17 protein-coding genes are annotated in these 16,990 nt (G+C 69.6%); 12 read left to right on the top strand and 5 right to left on the bottom strand.

Features of this window, described 5'->3' with window-relative positions:
- Nucleotides 1-116: 116 nt before the first annotated feature.
- The gene (locus AB8810_RS09325; RefSeq protein WP_369916344.1) at nucleotides 117-1,082 is read right to left on the bottom strand and encodes a helix-turn-helix transcriptional regulator; all 966 of its coding nucleotides are present in this window, start codon (nucleotides 1,080-1,082) and stop codon (nucleotides 117-119) included.
- Between the two features lie 75 nt (nucleotides 1,083-1,157).
- On the opposite strand from AB8810_RS09325, the gene AB8810_RS09320 reads away from it, so the two are divergent.
- The 12 genes from AB8810_RS09320 (at nucleotide 1,158) to AB8810_RS09265 (ending at nucleotide 12,290) form a co-directional block, all read left to right on the top strand.
- Nucleotides 1,158-1,778 carry a glutathione S-transferase family protein gene (locus AB8810_RS09320; RefSeq protein WP_369916343.1) on the top strand — a complete coding sequence of 207 codons (621 nt, stop codon included), beginning with the start codon at nucleotides 1,158-1,160 and terminating at the stop codon, nucleotides 1,776-1,778.
- 98 nt (nucleotides 1,779-1,876) lie between these two features.
- Nucleotides 1,877-2,947: a DUF4344 domain-containing metallopeptidase gene (locus tag AB8810_RS09315; RefSeq protein WP_369916342.1), complete on the top strand. Its 1,071-nt coding sequence runs from the start codon at nucleotides 1,877-1,879 to the stop codon at nucleotides 2,945-2,947.
- Between the two features lie 193 nt (nucleotides 2,948-3,140).
- Entirely contained in the window at nucleotides 3,141-4,595 is a 1,455-nt protein-coding gene (miaB, locus tag AB8810_RS09310) for a tRNA (N6-isopentenyl adenosine(37)-C2)-methylthiotransferase MiaB (RefSeq protein WP_179565461.1), read from the top strand.
- A gap of 132 nt (nucleotides 4,596-4,727) precedes the next feature.
- Nucleotides 4,728-5,714, top strand: a complete 987-nt coding sequence (locus AB8810_RS09305; protein ID WP_369916341.1) for a PhoH family protein — start codon at nucleotides 4,728-4,730, stop codon at nucleotides 5,712-5,714.
- A complete protein-coding gene (locus tag AB8810_RS09300) occupies nucleotides 5,711-6,268 on the top strand; it encodes a hypothetical protein (RefSeq protein ID WP_179565465.1) in 558 nt (185 codons plus the stop codon). Before AB8810_RS09305 ends, AB8810_RS09300 begins: the two co-directional genes overlap by 4 nt.
- Nucleotides 6,269-6,402: 134 nt before the next feature.
- Nucleotides 6,403-7,269: a hypothetical protein gene (locus AB8810_RS09295; protein ID WP_241093214.1), complete on the top strand. Its 867-nt coding sequence runs from the start codon at nucleotides 6,403-6,405 to the stop codon at nucleotides 7,267-7,269.
- Nucleotides 7,270-7,325: 56 nt separating this feature from the next.
- Nucleotides 7,326-7,811, top strand: a complete 486-nt coding sequence (ybeY, locus tag AB8810_RS09290; RefSeq protein ID WP_185816012.1) for an rRNA maturation RNase YbeY — start codon at nucleotides 7,326-7,328, stop codon at nucleotides 7,809-7,811.
- A gap of 80 nt (nucleotides 7,812-7,891) precedes the next feature.
- Nucleotides 7,892-8,335: a hypothetical protein gene (locus tag AB8810_RS09285; RefSeq protein WP_369916340.1), complete on the top strand. Its 444-nt coding sequence runs from the start codon at nucleotides 7,892-7,894 to the stop codon at nucleotides 8,333-8,335.
- A 57-nt stretch (nucleotides 8,336-8,392) separates the two neighbouring features.
- Nucleotides 8,393-8,977: a hypothetical protein gene (locus AB8810_RS09280; RefSeq protein WP_369916339.1), complete on the top strand. Its 585-nt coding sequence runs from the start codon at nucleotides 8,393-8,395 to the stop codon at nucleotides 8,975-8,977.
- A gap of 112 nt (nucleotides 8,978-9,089) precedes the next feature.
- Nucleotides 9,090-9,971, top strand: coding sequence for an HlyC/CorC family transporter (locus AB8810_RS09275; RefSeq protein ID WP_369916338.1), 882 nt, complete (start codon nucleotides 9,090-9,092; stop codon nucleotides 9,969-9,971).
- A gap of 110 nt (nucleotides 9,972-10,081) precedes the next feature.
- The gene (locus AB8810_RS09270) at nucleotides 10,082-11,272 is read left to right on the top strand and encodes a DUF4105 domain-containing protein (RefSeq protein WP_318241164.1); all 1,191 of its coding nucleotides are present in this window, start codon (nucleotides 10,082-10,084) and stop codon (nucleotides 11,270-11,272) included.
- 25 nt (nucleotides 11,273-11,297) lie between these two features.
- On the top strand, nucleotides 11,298-12,290 hold the full coding sequence (locus tag AB8810_RS09265) for a magnesium and cobalt transport protein CorA (RefSeq protein ID WP_369916337.1): 993 nt from the start codon (nucleotides 11,298-11,300) through the stop codon (nucleotides 12,288-12,290).
- Between the two features lie 190 nt (nucleotides 12,291-12,480).
- On the opposite strand, the gene AB8810_RS09260 is transcribed toward AB8810_RS09265, so the two are convergent.
- The 4 genes from AB8810_RS09260 to AB8810_RS09245 all read right to left on the bottom strand — a co-directional run bounded on the left by AB8810_RS09260 (nucleotide 12,481) and on the right by AB8810_RS09245 (nucleotide 16,974).
- On the bottom strand, nucleotides 12,481-13,845 hold the full coding sequence (locus tag AB8810_RS09260; RefSeq protein ID WP_191823934.1) for an NAD-dependent succinate-semialdehyde dehydrogenase: 1,365 nt from the start codon (nucleotides 13,843-13,845) through the stop codon (nucleotides 12,481-12,483).
- Nucleotides 13,846-14,042: 197 nt separating this feature from the next.
- Nucleotides 14,043-14,888, bottom strand: coding sequence for an ABC transporter permease subunit (locus AB8810_RS09255; RefSeq protein ID WP_179565474.1), 846 nt, complete (start codon nucleotides 14,886-14,888; stop codon nucleotides 14,043-14,045).
- Nucleotides 14,885-15,853: an ABC transporter permease subunit gene (locus AB8810_RS09250; RefSeq protein WP_191823933.1), complete on the bottom strand. Its 969-nt coding sequence runs from the start codon at nucleotides 15,851-15,853 to the stop codon at nucleotides 14,885-14,887. Before AB8810_RS09250 ends, AB8810_RS09255 begins: the two co-directional genes overlap by 4 nt.
- A complete protein-coding gene (locus AB8810_RS09245; RefSeq protein WP_191824253.1) occupies nucleotides 15,850-16,974 on the bottom strand; it encodes an ABC transporter ATP-binding protein in 1,125 nt (374 codons plus the stop codon). The genes AB8810_RS09250 and AB8810_RS09245 overlap by 4 nt, the downstream gene beginning before the upstream one ends.
- Nucleotides 16,975-16,990: the final 16 nt, after the last annotated feature.

Below are 16,990 nucleotides of genomic sequence, written 5' to 3'. Positions count from 1 at the left end.
GGCGGCGAGTGTCCCAACTTCGCCGGCGCTTGCCAAGTGCGCGGCGACGGCAGCGGGACCGGCCGCCCGTTTCCATGCGAGCCGCGCGGCGCGCCCGGCCGGCTCGATCGGCCCGCTCACTCGGCCGCGCCCGGCAACTGCGCCAGCAGCTCGCCCAGCATGGCACGCAGCCCGGCGGTCACCGCCGCGTCGGCCTGCAGCGACACGAAGGGCACGCCCAGGGTCAGCAACTGCGCCGCCAGCCACGGCAATCCGTCGGCCAGCATCGACAGCCGGCAATAGCCGTCCTGCTCGGCCTCCAGGGTTCCGCACCAGGACGGAATGCGCGGCCCCAGGTCGCCCATGCTGCCGCGCAGGCGCACGCTCAGCCCGAACTGCAGCGGCAGCGGGCTGTGCCGGATCGCGTCGCGCACCATCGCGGCCGGATCGCGCGGCGGCAGGCGCAGCGCGATCGTCTCGCCGGGCTGCAGCGGCGGCACGATGCGTTCGGCGCGGAACGTCCGCCAGTCGGCACGCTCGCGGTCCCAGCCCAGCAGGTACCAGCGGCGCCCGTAGTTGACCAGGCGCAGCGGCTCGATCAGGCGCTGGCTGCGGCGCCCGGCATGGTCGCAGTAGCCGAAGCCGAGCAGGCGCCGATCGCGGCAGGCGCTGGCGATGCCGGTCAGCACCTGGGTGTCCGCCGCCGGCTCCTCACCCAGCGACAGGGTGACCGCCTGCAAGGCCCCGGCGCGCTGCCGCACCCGCGCCGGCAGCAGCGGGTCGAGCTTGGCCAGCACCCGCAGCGCGGTGTCCTCCAGGCCGCCCATGCTGGCGGCGGCCGCGCGCAGTGCCACCGCGACCGTCACCGCCTCGTCGTCCTCGAACAGCAGCGGCAGCATCTGCGCACCGGCCGCCAGCCGGTAGCCGCCGCCGACGCCGGACGAGGCCTGCACCGCATAGCCCAGGGCGCGCAGGCGCTCGATGTCGCGGCGCAGGCTGCGCCGGTCCACGCCCAGGCGCTCGGCCAGCTCCGCGCCGGCCCAGACCCGGCGGGTCTGCAGCAGGCCGATCAGGCGCAAGGTGCGGGAGGCAGGGGAAGCCATGGCGCACGGTATTGCGGACAGAATCCGTCCGCAATAGCGCCTAGCATGGCCGCTCGATCACCGAGGAGAGCCGCCATGCCCATCGCCGACCGCCATGTGACCCTGTACCACAACCCCAAATCCCGCTCCAAAGGCGTGCTGATCCTGCTCGAGGAACTGGGCGCCGACTACGCACTGGAACGCATCGACTTCGCCAGCGGCGCGCAGCTGGAACCGGCGTACCTGGCGATCAACCCGATGGGCAAGGTGCCGGCGATCGACCACGCCGGCGCGGTGGTCACCGAACAGGTGGCGATCTACCAATACCTGGCCGATCTGTACCCCGAAGCCGGGCTGGCGCCGGCGATGGGCGATCCGCGCCGCGGCCCCTACCTGCGCTGGCTGGCGTTCTACGGCTCGGCGTTCGAGCCGGCGGTGATCGACCGCGCGCTCAAGCGCGAGGCGCCGCCGCGGGCGATCTCGCCGTATGCCGACTGCGACACGGTGATGGGCGTGGTCGACGACCAGCTGGCGCGCGGCGACTACCTGCTCGGCGACCGCTGCACCGCGGCCGACGTGCTGTGGGGCAGCGCGCTGGGCTGGATGATCGGCTTCGGCCTGGTCGATCCGCCGGCGCCGACCCGCGCCTATGTCGAACGCATGGCGGCGCGGCCGGCGGTGCAGCGCGCGCAGGCGATCGATGCCGGAAGCGCCTGACGCAGCGGCATCTTCCCAGCGGGCAATCGGCACCGTACCATCTCGCCGCAGCTCAGCCGGGAAGCGCCGGCCGCCACCGTCACCAAGGAAGGAAACGCATGCAAAAGACTCTCATCGCGATCTTGATCGTGGCGCTGTGCGCCGTAGGCGGCGGTTGGGCCTACACCGCATGGAAGGGGCAACAGACCGCCGCCGCCGTGACCGCGACGCTGCCCCCGCCGGCCAAGCCCGCGGCCAAGGTCGCCTCCGCCGATGCGGTCGCCGATGCCGCCGCCGGCAATGCGGTCGATGCGCAGCAAGGTCCGCAGCCGGAGGCGGCAAAGGACGCGACGACCGAGGAACCGAAGGCAGAGGGCGTCAAGTTCACCTACGAATACGTGCCGCCGCGCGATCCGGCGCTGCAGGAAGCGTACGACTTCTCGGTCAAGATCGACATCCTGCATCGCCTGCCCGAGGTCAACGCGATGGACGGGCTGCTGATGCTGCCCGGCCCGCTGCACCTGATCACCGCCGAGTGCAAGCAGACCAACGCCTTCTATTCGCCGACCAAGCACGAGCTGGTGCTGTGCTACGAAATGGTGGAGATGCTGATCAAGATCGGCGCCAGCCTGGGCGAGCAGAACCAGGACGACAGCTTCAGCGCGCGCTTCCTGTTGGCGAACACCCGCTTCATCATGCTGCACGAATTCGGCCATGCGCTGATCGACATGCTGAGCCTGCCCAGCACCGGCCGCGAGGAGGATTCGGCCGACCAGCTCGCCTCGTCGCTGATGCTGATGTTCATGGCCCCCAACGAGTCGCCCGGCGACCTGGCCGAGAACCTGCGGCTGGCCGGCCTGTTCTTCGTGCTCAACACCAAGGAGCAGTATGGCGCGGCCGACTTCGCCGACGAGCACTCGCTCGGCCAGCAGCGCTTCTACAACCTGATGTGCATGCTGTACGGACGCGACCCGGGCAAGTACCTGCGCCTGGTGACCAGCGGCATGCTGCCCGAAGATCGCGCCCAGCGCTGCCCCACCGAGAGCAGCCGCATCACCACCGCCTGGGCCAAGCTGCTGCTGCCGCACATCGCGCCCAAGTACCAGATGAGCGGCGAAGAAGCGCAGAAGCGCTACGAAGAGGCGAAGCGCAAGCAGGAAGAGAACGCCGAGTCGCCTTACGTGCGCTGAGGCGCCTTCCGCGGCAGCGCGCCGCTCGCGGTGCCGACGCGGCGCGGGGACGGCGGCGGGCCGTCCCGCCGCGAAACGCCTTGCGCGGCGCCGGTTCGCCGCCGCCCGCCGCGGCAGTGCCGGTTCCCGATACAATGATCGGCTGATCGCAGCCATTGCCGGCCGCGCCCGCAACCCGTCTGGAGTAAGCGCCATGCCCGGGACGCCAGCCCCCGTTTCGCCGATCGCGGCTCCCGCCGCGAGCGCCCCTGCCCTGTTGCCACTGCCTGCCGCCCGGCCCGCGGCGCCTGCGGTGGTACGCGGCAAGCTGTACATCAAGACCCACGGTTGCCAGATGAACGAGTACGACTCGGCCAAGATGGCCGACGTGCTCGCCGCCGCAGAGGGCCTGGAACTGACCGACAACCCCGAAGAAGCCGACGTGGTGCTGGTCAACACCTGCTCGATCCGCGAGAAGGCGCAGGAGAAGGTGTTCAGCCAGCTCGGCCGCTGGAAGGCGCTGAAGGCCGGCGGCAAGCCGGTGATCATCGGCGTCGGCGGCTGCGTGGCGTCGCAGGAGGGCGAGGCGATCGTCAAGCGCGCGCCGTACGTGGACCTGGTGTTCGGCCCGCAGACCCTGCACCGGCTGCCGGAGCTGATCCGTGCACGGCGCGAGTCGGGCAAGTCGCAGGTGGACATCAGCTTCCCCGAGGTCGAGAAGTTCGACCGCCTGCCGGAACCGCGCGCCGAAGGCCCGTCGGCGTTCGTGTCGATCATGGAAGGCTGCTCCAAGTACTGCTCGTTCTGCGTGGTGCCCTACACCCGCGGCGAGGAGATCAGCCGGCCGTTCGAGGACGTGCTGGTGGAAGTGGCGCAGCTGGCCGCGCAGGGCGTGCGCGAGATCAACCTGCTCGGCCAGAACGTCAACGCCTACCGTGGGCCCTACGCCGACGCCGAGGCCGGCGAGGAGCCGCAGTACGCCGACCTGGGCCTGCTGATCCGCAGCATCGCGCAGATCGACGGCATCGGCCGCATCCGCTTCACCACCTCGCATCCGCTGGAGTTCAGCGATTCGCTGGTGGACGCGTATCGCGACGTGCCGCAGCTGGCCAACTACCTGCATCTGCCGGTGCAGGCCGGCAGCGACCGCATCCTCAGCGCGATGAAGCGCGGCTATACCGCGCTGGAATTCAAGCAGAAGATCCGCAAGCTGCGCGCGGTGCGCCCGGACATCTCGATCAGTTCGGACTTCATCGTCGGCTTCCCCGGCGAGACCGACGCCGACTTCGACAAGACCATGAAGCTGATCGAGGACGTGGGTTTCGACCAGAGCTTCTCCTTCATCTACTCGCGCCGCCCGGGCACGCCCGCGGCGGACCTGGAAGACGACACCCCCGACGCGGTCAAGCACGCGCGGCTGGCGCGGCTGCAGGCGCACATCAACGCGCACTCGCTGCAACTCTCGCGCGACATGGTCGGCAGCGTGCAGACGGTGCTGGTCGAAGGCCCGTCGAAGAAGAACCCGGCCGAGCTGACCGGCAAGACCGAGAACATGCGCTCGGTGAACTTCCCCGGACACCCGCGCCTGGTCGGCCAGTTCGTCGAGGTGGCGATCACCGAGGCGCTGAGCAATTCTTTGCGCGGGCGCCTGCTCGTCGACGCCGACTGAGCGCCGCGCGCGGCGCCAGCGCGCCGCGCTGTCCGTGCGGACGCGACTGGTCCTTCACCCGCGCGCGCGCTACGCTTTCCTTCCCTGTCCTGAACGACGCCGGCAGCCCCGCGCCCGCCGCGTCCGCATCGAATGACCATCCCCGCACAACGCGATTTCACCCTGGAACCCGCCGACACCGAACGCCTGGCCAACCTGGCCGGGCCGTTCGACGCGCACCTGCGCCAGATCGAACTGCGCCTGGGCGTGGAGATCTCCAACCGCGGCAACGTGTTCCGGATCACCGGCCCGTCCAGCGCGGTCGCCGCCGCCGAGGTGCTGCTGCAAGCCCTGTACGCCGAGGCCGACAGCGTCGTGTTCGACGACAAGGCCATCCACCTGCGCCTGAACCAGGCCAATGTCGACCGCGTCGCGCAGCGCGCCTACGAACCGCAGGAAGTGGCGATCAAGGTCAAGCGCGGCACCGTGCGCGGCCGCGGCGCCAACCAGGCCAAGTACCTGCACCAGATCGCCAGCCACGACATCAATTTCGGCGTCGGCCCGGCCGGCACCGGCAAGACCTTCCTGGCGGTGGCCAGCGCGGTCGAGGCGCTGAACGAATCGCGCGTGCAGCGGCTGATCCTGGTGCGCCCGGCGGTGGAAGCCGGCGAGAAGCTCGGCTTCCTGCCCGGCGACCTGAGCCAGAAGGTGGATCCCTATCTACGCCCGCTGTACGACGCGCTGTACGAGATGCTCGGCGTGGAGAAGGTGATCAAGCTGCTGGAAAAGAACGTCATCGAGATCGCGCCGCTGGCCTACATGCGCGGGCGCACGCTCAACGACGCCTACGTGATCCTGGACGAAGCGCAGAACACCACCATCGAACAGATGAAGATGTTCCTGACCCGCCTGGGCTTCGGCTCCACCGCGGTGGTCACCGGCGACCTGACCCAGATCGACCTGCCCAAGCACGTCAAGTCCGGCCTGCGCGATGCGATCGAGGTGCTGCACGAGGTCGAAGGCGTCAGCTTCACCTTCTTCGAGGCGCGCGACGTGGTGCGCCACCCGCTGGTGGCGCGCATCGTCACCGCCTACGAAAAGCGCGACCTCATCGACAAGGCGACCGGCCCGGCCGCGTGACCCGGCGCTGGCCCGGCGTTGCACTGACCGCCCTGCTCGGCACGGCCTGCAGCCCTTGCGGCCTGGCCCAGACCCGGGCGGCGATTCCGGCGACGCCACAGCGTATCGCCCTCGCCCAGGCCATGGCGCCCCCATGCCTGTCGATCAGGGTCGAGCAGGCGACCATCAGCCTGCCTGGCGCGGAACTCGAACGCGCCGCCGATGCGCGGCACGCCTCTGCCGCCATGCCGAAAGACGAGGAGCGACAACGGCTGGCCTGGATCGCCGGAGGGCGCGCGCAGGCGCTGTTGGCCGCCACCAGCGACGCACGCGACCGCTTCGGCTGCGCCGTGGTCGAAAAGGCGCGGGTGCCTTCCGATGCCTTGTATCTGGTAGGCCAACTGCTCGAACGCGGGCAGGCTGCCGTGTGGACGAACGCGCCGCCGGGCCTGGCGCCGGCGATCCAGGTCGAGCGCAGCGACCCGCACTGCCAGCACGGCCCGATGGGCAGCGTTCTCTACCGCGTCGCCGTCGGCGGACCGCCATTGCTGATGCTGATCGAATGCGTCACCTGATCCTGCGATAGCGGCAACCGCCGACAGCGTCCTGGAACCGCGGCATCGGTCGCCAACTGGACCGCGTCCTGCATCCGCTCAAGCCTGGGCGCAACCGGCTTACACTGCCGCCACGTATGCACTGGGGGAGTGCCATGTTCCGTTGCCGTTCGCTGCTGTTCGCCTGCCTGCTGGTCGTGTTCGCAAGCGCGGCGCCCGCCAAACCGAAAGCACCGCCGGCGCGCGCCTACGTCGAGACCAGCTATCTGGTCGCGCCGAAAACGGTAGGCGATTTCGCCCTCATCCGCAGCAAGTACGACCCCGCCGCCAAGTTGGCTGGCGCCGGCTTCCACTACGCATTGGCGGACCAGCCGGCACTGGTGATCGATGTCTTCGTGTATCCGGCTGGACGGCTGGATCCTGCCAAGGCCATCGCTGACGGCATGGTGGCGTTCCGCGCCGATCTGGCCGCGGCAGTGTCGCAAGGCGCCTATACGCAATTGCGCGAACTGGGCGATGAGCCGTTCGCGCTGAACGGCGACGCCGCACCGTCGCCCCAGGCGGACAACGACGCCGATGCGGCGGTGCTCGCGGCCATTGCCCAGTCTGAACGGGTCCACGGCCAGAAGCTGCGGCTGGACATGCATCGGACCTCGACGGACATGCCGTTGTTCTCCAACGGCTACCTGTTCTACAAGCAGCTTTACTATTTCAAGGTCCGCGTGTCCGCAGCACAGGAACGCATCGCGCGGGACAGCTTCGACGCGCTCGCCGACCAGGCCGCGCGCGCGCTCGTGCCGGCCATCCACGTGGCCAACGTCGGCGGCTGCGCGGACGCGACCATCCACATCGACGTGAACGATACGCCCGAGCAGAGCGCCGTGGCACTGGTCCGCCAGGCCACGACGCACATGGGCTTCAACTGCCATGGCTCGGTCAAGGACGCGGGCATCGATGGGCAAGCTGGCACCGCCGAGGTGATCGAAATCGCCTACACCGCCGACGACTGGAAGTCGCGGTGACGCGCCGCACGCGCGATACTGTCGGCTCCTGTCCGCTCTGAAATGCCGGTATCGCCATGACCAAAGGTCCGGTCCACCTCGACGTCGGCGTCAGCTACGCCCTGCCCCGCGCCGGATTGCCGGCGGCGGCGAGCTTCCGCAAATGGGTGGCGGCGGCGCTGAAGGGCCGCATCCGCGAGGCCGACCTGGCGATCCGCCTGGTCGACGACAAGGAAGGCCGCTCGCTCAACCACCACTACCGCGGCAAGGACTACGCCACCAACGTGCTCAGCTTCCCGGCCGAGCTGCCCGAAGGCCTGCCCAAGGGCGTCAAGCTGCCGCTGCTCGGCGACCTGGTGATCTGCGCGCCGGTGGTGGCGCGCGAGGCCGCCGAACAGGGCAAGCCGCTCAACGCCCACTACGCGCACCTGACCGTGCACGGCGTGCTGCACCTGCTCGGCTGGGACCACGAGGACGACAAGGAGGCCGACGCGATGGAGCAGCTGGAGCGCGAGATCCTGGCCGACCTGGGCGTGGGCGACCCCTACGCCGGGGAACGCTGACGCCTGTCGCGCGCGGCGCGTTTTTCGACAGCTGACGAGCAAGGGGGACACGGATGTTCGAACCAGCACCAGTCACACAGGTGGAAACCCGCCCAGGCCCAGCGCGATGGCATGGCTTCGTCGCGGCCCTGTGGGGCATCGGCCTGACCGCCTCCGTCTATCTTGGCCTGATCCGTCCGGCGCCGCTGTTCGCCGGCAGCGGCGGCCTGCCCGAACCGTTGCTGCCCTGGTTGGGCGCACCCGCGCTGCTGGTGCTGGCGACCACGCCCAGCGCCTGGCGCTGGTTCTACCTGCGCCGGCGGCAAGCGCGGGTCGGCGGCCCGGTGCGCGTCGCCGCCCACAGCGGACGGGTCGCGCTGCTGTGTCCGCTGTCGATCGGCGCGTGGCTATGCTGCCGCCACTTGAACACCCAGCTCGACAGCGGCGGCACGCTCGCTGCGCTGTCCGTGCTGTACCTGGCCAGCGCGCTGCTGACCCTGTCCAGCGCGCGGCACTGGCTGGTCAAGCGCTGGCGCGGGCGCTAACGTTGCCGCGCGGCCGCTGCGCCGCGACTCCCGCTTTCCGGCCCGAGGTCCAGCGCGTTGATCCGTCCATCGTTGCTTCTGTTCGCGCTCGCGGCCGCGCTGCCCGCTGCGGCCGCTCCCGCACCCGCCCCTGCACCCGCCATCGACCTGCCGGCGCTGCTCGAATGCCGCCAGCGCGTGGCCGATTTCGCCGCGCTGGGGCCGCTGCTGGCCGATCCGCTGAAAGCCGTCGCGCAGGGCTGGCGGCCGCTGCCGCAGTCCAACCTGTTCATGCGCGAATACGAACTGGTGCGGCCGATCCAGGTATTCGGCCACAGCACCACGCGCATCGCCTTCGCCGGCGCCAGCGTGATGGCGATCCTTGACCTGCCCGATCCGCGCCCCTTGGCCAAGCAACTGCAGCTGGAAGCGGCGGTGGACACGCCGGACAAGGCGATGTTCGGCCGCGAGCTGGTCAGCCGCGACGTGACCGATCCCAAGACCGGCGAGCCGATGATCGAATCGATCATCCTCAGCCTGTCCACGGTGAAGTCGCACCCCGGCCAGACCCTGGCCGGTTGCAGCTACAGCCTGGACCTGCCGGAGGACCCGGACGCGCCGCCGGCGCCGGACCCGCTGCACACACCCGCCAGCGGCGGCTGAACCCGCCCCCGCGCGCGCCGCCGCGGCCGCCGCCGGCGTCGCGGCTCTGTCCCATTGGCCCTGCTAGACTTGCGCACATCGCCCGGCAGACCGGGTGCCGTATCCATAGAACATGTCAGAAGACGACTCTAGTAGCTCCTCTCAGGAAACCCACGAAAAACGCCGCGGCTGGCTGGAACGCCTGAGCTCGGTTTTCTCCGGCGACCCGCACACCCGCGACGACCTGGTCGAGGTGCTGCGCGACGCCCAGCACGACGGGCTGATCGCCGCCGACACCTTGCGCATGATGGAAGGCGCGCTGTCGGTGTCCGAACTCACCGTCGGCGATGTGATGGTCTCGCGCTCGCAGATGGTGTCGCTGTCGGCGGAAGCGCGCTTTCTCGACCTGATGAAGCAGGTGGTCGAATCCGGCCATTCGCGCTTCCCGGTGCATGGCGAGAACAAGGACGACATCCTCGGCATCCTGCTGGCCAAGGACCTGCTGCGCGGCGTGGTCGCCGACCACGGTCCGGGCACGGTGCGCGAGCTGCTGCGCCCGGCGGTGCTGATCCCCGAGTCGAAGAAGCTCAACGTGCTGCTCAAGGAGTTCCGGCTCTCGCGCAACCACATGGCGATCGTGGTCGACGAGTACGGCGGCGTCGCCGGCCTGGTCACCATCGAGGACGTGCTGGAGCAGATCGTCGGCGAGATCGACGACGAGCACGACGACGCCGAGGACGAAGCCTCGCTGATCGCCGCGCAGGCCGACGGCCAGTACGTGGTCGACGCGCTGACCCCGATCGAGGATTTCAACGAACGTTTCGGCGCCGACTTCTCCGACGACGACTACGACACCGTCGGCGGTCTGGTCACCGAGGCCATCGGCCACCTGCCGGAAACCGGCGAGGAGCTGACCCTGGGACGCTTCGCGTTCCGCGTGGCGCGCGCCGACGCGCGCCGGGTGCAGGCCTTCCACGTCACCATCCTGCCGCCCGACCCGCAGGAAGACGCTTGATCGCCCGCCCGCTGTCGCGCTGGCCGGCACGCGGCTGGCCGCAATGGCTGCTGGGCACGCTGCTGGCCTGCTGCGCGGCGTTCGCGTTCGCGCAGGCCGGCGACGCGGACCTGGCCGCGCCGCCGGCGCTGGCGCCCGCCTCCGCCGCGGCGCCCGTCGCCGGTCCGCCCAGCACCGACGCGTCCGCACCGGCGCCGCGCATCGGCGTGGCCACGATGCAGCCGGGCGAGGTGTTCTTCGAACGCTTCGGCCACGATGCGATCGTGGTGGTAGATCCGCGCAGCGGCCAGGCCACCTCGTACAACTTCGGCTTCTTCGATCCCAGCGAGCCCGACTTCGTCAGCCGCTTCGCCGCCGGCGACATGATGTATTACCTGGTCGCCCTGCCGCTGCAGGACGATCTGGCGCAGTACCGCGATGCCGGCCGCGGCGTGGACATCCAGTGGCTGGACATGGAACCGGCGCAGGCACGCGCGCTGCAGCAGGCGCTGGCCTGGCGCGCGCGGCCGGAAAACGCGCGCTACCGCTACGACTACTACACCGCCAACTGCGCCACGATGGTCCGCGACGCGCTGGACCGCGCGCTGGGCGGCACGCTGCATGCGCAGCTGTCGGGGCGTTCGCGCGGCAACACCTATCGCAGCGAATCGGTGCGGCTGGCCTCGCCGGCGCCATGGATGTGGCTGGGCTTCGACCTGGGCCTGGGCCCGTTCGCCGACAAGCCGCTGTCGCGCTGGGAAGAGGCGTTCGTGCCGATGCGCCTGGCCGAGAGCCTGGGCGAGGTACGCAACAGCGCCGGGCGCCCGCTGGTGCAGTCGCGCCAGCAGGTGCTGCCGCAGCGGCTGGCGCCGGAACCGCAGGAACAGGCGCGGCACTGGTGGCCGTGGCTGCTGGCCGGGCTGCTGGTCGCCGTCGGCGTGGTCGCGCTGGCACGGCGGCCGCGCTGGCTGGCGGCGCTGGCGCTGCCGTTCTGGCTGCTGTGCGCGCTCGGCGGCGGTGTGCTGCTGTACCTGTGGGGCTTCAGCGACCACCGTGCGGCCTGGGCCAATCGCAACCTGCTGCTGCTCGACCCGCTGTGCCTGCTGCTGGTCGGCGGCGCCATCGCGCAGCTGCGCGGTCGCCCGCCCGGACGCTGGTTCGGCCTCGTGTTGTGGCTGGTGGTCGCCCTGGCCGGCGCGGCATTGCTGATCCATTGGCTGTCGATGCTGCAGCCGCAATTCAACCTGCAGTGGATCGCCCTGCTGCTGCCGGTGCACGCCGCGCTGGCCTGGACGTTCACGCGGCGCCGCTTGCAGCGCTGATCCCGCCCGCACACCATTGCTGCCCATGGTCACCGTCCCCGCCAATCCCGCCTGCGTCATCAACTGCGTGCACTACGACGGTCACGGCCGCCGCCACGACATCGCCCTGGAGCAGATCAGCGACGTGCTGGCCGGCGACGACGGCTTCGTCTGGGTCGGCATGTACGAACCCGCCGACCATGTGCTGCAGCAGCTGCAGGACGAATTCCAGCTGCACGACCTGGCGATCGAGGACACGCGCAAGGCGCACCAGCGGCCCAAGGTCGAGGCCTACGGCAATTCGCTGTTCCTGGCCGTGCACACCGCGCAGGTGATCGGCGAGCGCATCGTCTACGGCGAGACCCACGCCTTCCTCGGCGCGCGCTTCCTGCTGACCGTGCGCCACGGCGCCTCGCTGCCGTACGCGCCGGTGCGCGAACGCCTGGAGCGCGAGGCGGCGCTGATGCAGCTCGGCCCGTCCTACGCGCTGTACGCGGTGCTGGACTACATCGTCGACAACTACCAGCCGATCCTGGACGAATTCCGGCAGAGCCTGGAGCGGCTGGAGAAGGACATCTTCGCCGAGGCCTACCGGCGCGACACCGCGATCCGCCTGTACGAACTCAAGCGCGAGCTCAACCAGATGCGCCTGGGCGTGGCGCCGCTGCAGGACGTGCTCGCCCACCTCAAGCGCAACCCCGGCCCGCTGATTCCCGACGAAGTGCGGCTGTACGTGCGCGACGTGCTCGACCACGCGGTGCGTACCAACGAGGCGATCGACACCCTGCGCGAGATGCTCGGCACCGCGCTGAGCGTGAACCTGTCGCTGGTGACCCTGGCCCAGGGCGAGACGGTCAAGCGCCTCGGCGCCTGGGCCGCGCTATTGGCCGCGCCGACCCTGATCACCAGCTGGTACGGCATGAACTTCAAGCAGATGCCGGAACTGGAATGGCCCTGGGCCTACCCGCTGATGATCGGCGGCGTCGGCGTCGTCTGCCTGGGGCTGTATCTGGCGTTCAAGCGGGCGCGGTGGCTGTGAGCCGCCGCGGTGCGGCGGCGGGAATGGGGAAACGGGAATCGGGAATGGGAAGAGCGTTGCGTCGCTGACCCACGCTCGCCGGCCTATTCCGAGTCACAGGCGCAAAGCCGTGAACTCATCGCAGAAGGGAAAGGCGCGTAGCGCTGCTTTTCCGATTCCCTACTCCCCTCCCCATTCCCGATTCCCGGCTTCAACCCACATACACCGACTTGATATTCATGAACTCATGAATCCCATGCTCGGCCAGTTCGCGGCCGAAGCCGGAGCGCTTGATGCCGCCGAACGGCAGGCGTACGTCGCTCTTGACGATGGCGTTGACGAACGCCGCGCCGCACTGCAATTGGCGGGCGACGCGCTCGCCACGGGCGCGGTCGGCGCTCCACACGCTGCCGCCCAGGCCGAAGCTGGTGTCGTTGGCCACGCGCACCGCCTCGGCTTCGTCGGCTACGCGCAGGATCGCGGCGACCGGGCCGAACAGTTCCTCGTCGTAGGCAGGCATGCCCGGCACCACGTGATCCAGGATCGAGGCCGGATAGCCGGCGTGGGTGCCGGTGTCCGGGGCGCCGCCTAGCAGCGCCGTGGCGCCCTTGGCGATGCTGGCCTGCACCTGCTTGTGCAGTTCGTCGCGCAGGTCCTGCCGGGCCATCGGCGCCAGCGTGGTCGCCTCGTCCTGCGGATCGCCGAGCCGGCGCTCGGCCGCCGCGGCGACGAAACGGCGCACGAAGTCGTCGGCGATCGCCTCCACCACCACGAAACGCTTGGCCGCGATGCAGGTCTGCCCGGCGTTGTCGAAACGCGACTTCACCGCCGCAGCCACGGTGATGTCCAGATCCGCGTCGTCCAGCACCACGAAGGCGTCGCTGCCGCCGAGTTCCATCACGCACTTCTTCAGCTGATCGCCGGCGTTGGCGGCGATGGAACGGCCGGCACGCTCGCTGCCGGTCAGCGTCACCGCGGCGATGCGCGCGTCGCGCAGCACCTCGGCGGCCTGGTCGTTGTCGATGTGCAGTACGTCGAACACGCCATCGGGCACGCCCGCCGCGGCGAGTGCCGCATGGATCGCATCGGCGCAGCGCGGCACGTTGCTGGCGTGCTTGAGCAGCGCCACGTTGCCGGCCATCAGCGCCGGCGCCAGGAAGCGGAACACCTGCCAGATCGGGAAGTTCCACGGCATCACCGCCAGCACGCAGCCCAGCGGCTCGTAGCGCACGTAGCTGCGCTGCGCATCGGTGGCGATCGGCTGCTCGCGCAGGTAGTCGGCGGCGTGCTCGGCGTAGTAGTCGCAGGCATCGGCGCACTTGTCGACCTCGGCCAGCGCCTCCTTGCGCAGCTTGCCCATCTCCGCGGTCATCAGCCGCTGGATCTCCTCGCGGCGCGCGCGCAACTGCACGCCGACCTGCCGCAACAGCGCGCCGCGCTGTTCCAGCGGCGTCTGCGCCCATGCGGGAAAGGCCTGCGCGGACGCGGCCAGGCGCCGCTCGACGGCGGCGGCATCCATCAGCTCCAGGCTGTATTCGACCTGGCCGGTGGCGGGATTGACGGTGTCGTAAGGCATCGCGACGGACTCCTGGAAAAAGTCCGCCCAGCCTAGCGCCGCGAAGGTTGCGGCGGCGTGGCGAAGCGGCGACCGCGATGGACCGCAGCGTTCTGCGGCGACGGCGGCTCTTGTAGGAGCGGCTTCAGCCGCGACCGGACGTCACCGGTAACGCCCGGTCGCGGCTGAAGCCGCTCCTGCAGAAAAGCAGCACTCCGCTAACCGCCCTGCTGCAGCGCCAGCTGGATGTCGCGCTGGCGGCGCTTCTCGCTGCGCGCCATCAGCCACCAGCCGACGAAGGCGGCGATCGACACCGCCAGCACCATCAGCGTGGCCAGCGCGTTGATCTTCGGCTTCAAGCCCATCCGCACCGAGGAGAACACGGTCATCGGCAGCGTGGTCGAGTTGGGCCCGGCGACGAAGTTGGCGATCACCACATCGTCCAGCGACAGGGTGAAGGCCAGCAGCCAGCCGGACACCAGCGCCGGGGCGATGATCGGCAAGGTGATCAGGAAGAACACCTTGAGCCGGTTCGCGCCCAGGTCCATCGCCGCCTCTTCCAGCGAGCGGTCCAGCTCCTGCAGGCGCGAGGACACCACCACGGTGACGAAGGACAGGGTGAAGGTGACATGCGCGGCCCAGATCGCGGTCACGCCCTTGGGCGGGATACCGATCAGCCCGCCCATCGACACCAGCATCATCATGATCGACAGGCCGATGATCACCTCCGGCATCACCAGCGGCGCGGTCACCAGCGCGCCGAACAGGCTCTTGCTGGGAAAACGGCGGAAACGGGTCATCACCATCGCCGCCAGCGTGCCGATCACCATCGACCCGGTGGCGGTCCAGAACGCCACCTTCAGGCTGATCCACGCCGCCTGCAGGATCTGCCGGTCGCGCAGCAGCTCGCCGTACCACTTGGTGGAGAACCCGGCCCACACCGTGGCCAGCTTGGAGGCATTGAACGAGTACACCATCAACAGCAGGATCGGCAGGTACAGGAAGGCGAAGCCGCCGGTCAGCACCGTCCAGCGCAGCACGCGCCCGCCGCGCAGCGCGCTCATGCCTGGCCGCCTTCGAGCTGGCGTTGCTGGTAGCGGTTGAAGATCAGGATCGGCACCATCAACAGCGCCAGCATCGCGATCGCCACCGCCGAGGCCGCCGGCCAGTCGCGGTTGTTGAAGAACTCGCCCCACAGCACCCGGCCGATCATCAGCGTATCCGGCCCGCCGAGCATTTCCGGGATCACGAACTCGCCCACCGCCGGGATCATCACCAGCATGCAGCCGGCGACGATGCCCGGGCGCGACATCGGCAAGGTGATGGTCGCGAACGCCTTCCACGGCCGCGCCCCCAGGTCGTAGGCGGCCTCGAGCAGGCGGTGGTCCTGCTTCACCAGCGTGGCGTACAGCGGCAGCACCATGAACGGCAGATAGCAGTAGACGATGCCGATGTAGGCGGCGATCGGCGTGTACAGGATGCGCAGCGGCTGCTCGATCAGCCCCAGCGCCAGCAGCGCGCGGTTGAGCACGCCGTTGCTGTCGAGGATGCCGATCCAGGCGTAGACGCGGATCAGGAACGAGGTCCACGACGGCAGCACCACCAGCATCATCGCGATGTTGCGTGCCGACGGCGACATGCGCGCGATCACGTAGGCCATCGGATAGCCGATCAACAGGGTCAACAGGGTGGAGATCCCGGCGATCTTGATCGAGCCCCAGTAGGCTTCGATGTACTGGTTGTCGCGCACCAGCGCCAGGTAGTTCTGCAGGGTGAACTTCAGCGTCAGCACGCCGTCCTTGTAGTCCAGCAGGTCGCTGTACGGCGGGCTGCTGATCGCCTGTTCGGCGAAGGAGATGCGCAGCACGATCAGGAACGGGATCGCGAAGAACAACAGCAACCACAGGTACGGTGCGGCGATCACCAGCCAGCGCGCGCCGGGCAGGCGCCGCTTGCGCAGCCGCTGCAGCAGCGTGCGCGGCGACGCCGCGGGTTGCACGGCAGGCGCGGCGGCGGCGGGCGCGCTCATGCGGTCAGCACCACGCCGTCGTTGTCGCCCCACCACACCCACACCGCATCGCCCCAGGTGAGGTTGTCGCTGGCCCAGCGCTGCCGGTTGGCGAAGTTGGCCATCAGCTTGAAGCCGCTGGGCAGGCGCACGTGATAGACCGAATGGCTGCCGAAGTAGGCGATGTCCTCGATCGTGCCCTGCGCCTTGTTGTGCGCCTGCGCCGGCGCATCCTTGCCGATGCCCAGCTTCTCCGGGCGCACCGCGAACGAGACCGGCTGCCCGGTGATGCCGGTGATGCCGTGGCCGACGTAGATGCTGTCGGGAAACGCGCCGGTGCGCAGGGTCACGTAGTCCGGCAGGTCCTCGTCGATGACCGCGTCGATCAGGTTCACCGAGCCGATGAACTCGGCGGCGAAGCGGTTGGCCGGCTGCTCGTAGATCTCGTCCGGGGTACCGACCTGCTGGATCCAGCCGGCATCCATCAGCGCGATGCGGGTGGCCATGGTCATCGCCTCCTCCTGGTCGTGGGTGACCATCACGCAGGTCACCCCGGAGGTTTCGATGATGCCGACCAGCTCCAGCTGCATCTGCGAGCGCAGCTTCTTGTCCAGCGCGCCCATCGGTTCGTCCAGCAGCAGCAGTTTCGGCCCCTTGGCCAGCGAACGCGCCAGCGCCACGCGCTGCTGCTGGCCGCCGGACAGCTGGTGCGGCTTGCGCTTGCCGAGCTTGCCCAGCTGCACCAGTTCCAGCATCTCGCCGACGCGCTTGGCGATGGCCGCGCGCGACAGGCCGTCCTGCTTCAGCCCAAACGCGATGTTCTGCTCCACCGTCATGTGCGGGAACAGCGCATAGGACTGGAACATCATGTTGAGCGGGCGCTCGTACGGCGGCAGGCCGTCCAGCGGCTGGCCGTCGAGCACGATGCGGCCGCGGCTGGGTTGCTCGAATCCGCCCAGGCAGCGCAGCAACGTGGACTTGCCGCTGCCGGAGCCGCCGAGCAGCGCGAAGATCTCGCCCTTGCGGATGTCCAGGTCGACATCGTCGAGCGCGACGAAACCGTCGAATTCCTTGCGCAGGCCGGCGATGGACAGGTAACCGCTGCCCTTGGCCGGCGGCGCCGCCGCCGCCGCGATCGCCATCGGCGGAAGATCGGAT

This window comes from Xanthomonas sp. NCPPB 3005, assembly GCF_041228095.2.
GTDB classification, from domain to species: domain Bacteria; phylum Pseudomonadota; class Gammaproteobacteria; order Xanthomonadales; family Xanthomonadaceae; genus Xanthomonas_A; species Xanthomonas_A bonasiae.
This window is presented reverse-complemented; position numbering and strand designations above follow the sequence as displayed.

Bases quoted from the DNA above. Each gene is read 5' to 3' on its own strand.
- AB8810_RS09325 (WP_369916344.1), bottom strand. From the start codon at position 1,082: ATGGCTTCCCCTGCCTCCCGCACCTTGCGCCTGATCGGCCTGCTGCAG.
- AB8810_RS09320 (WP_369916343.1), top strand. From the start codon at position 1,158: ATGCCCATCGCCGACCGCCATGTGACCCTGTACCACAACCCCAAATCC.
- AB8810_RS09315 (WP_369916342.1), top strand. From the start codon at position 1,877: ATGCAAAAGACTCTCATCGCGATCTTGATCGTGGCGCTGTGCGCCGTA.
- miaB (WP_179565461.1), top strand. From the start codon at position 3,141: ATGCCCGGGACGCCAGCCCCCGTTTCGCCGATCGCGGCTCCCGCCGCG.
- AB8810_RS09305 (WP_369916341.1), top strand. From the start codon at position 4,728: ATGACCATCCCCGCACAACGCGATTTCACCCTGGAACCCGCCGACACC.
- AB8810_RS09295 (WP_241093214.1), top strand. From the start codon at position 6,403: ATGTTCCGTTGCCGTTCGCTGCTGTTCGCCTGCCTGCTGGTCGTGTTC.
- ybeY (WP_185816012.1), top strand. From the start codon at position 7,326: ATGACCAAAGGTCCGGTCCACCTCGACGTCGGCGTCAGCTACGCCCTG.
- AB8810_RS09275 (WP_369916338.1), top strand. From the start codon at position 9,090: ATGTCAGAAGACGACTCTAGTAGCTCCTCTCAGGAAACCCACGAAAAA.
- AB8810_RS09265 (WP_369916337.1), top strand. From the start codon at position 11,298: ATGGTCACCGTCCCCGCCAATCCCGCCTGCGTCATCAACTGCGTGCAC.
- AB8810_RS09260 (WP_191823934.1), bottom strand. From the start codon at position 13,845: ATGCCTTACGACACCGTCAATCCCGCCACCGGCCAGGTCGAATACAGC.
- AB8810_RS09255 (WP_179565474.1), bottom strand. From the start codon at position 14,888: ATGAGCGCGCTGCGCGGCGGGCGCGTGCTGCGCTGGACGGTGCTGACC.
- AB8810_RS09250 (WP_191823933.1), bottom strand. From the start codon at position 15,853: ATGAGCGCGCCCGCCGCCGCCGCGCCTGCCGTGCAACCCGCGGCGTCG.
- AB8810_RS09245 (WP_191824253.1), bottom strand. From the start codon at position 16,974: ATGGCGATCGCGGCGGCGGCGGCGCCGCCGGCCAAGGGCAGCGGTTAC.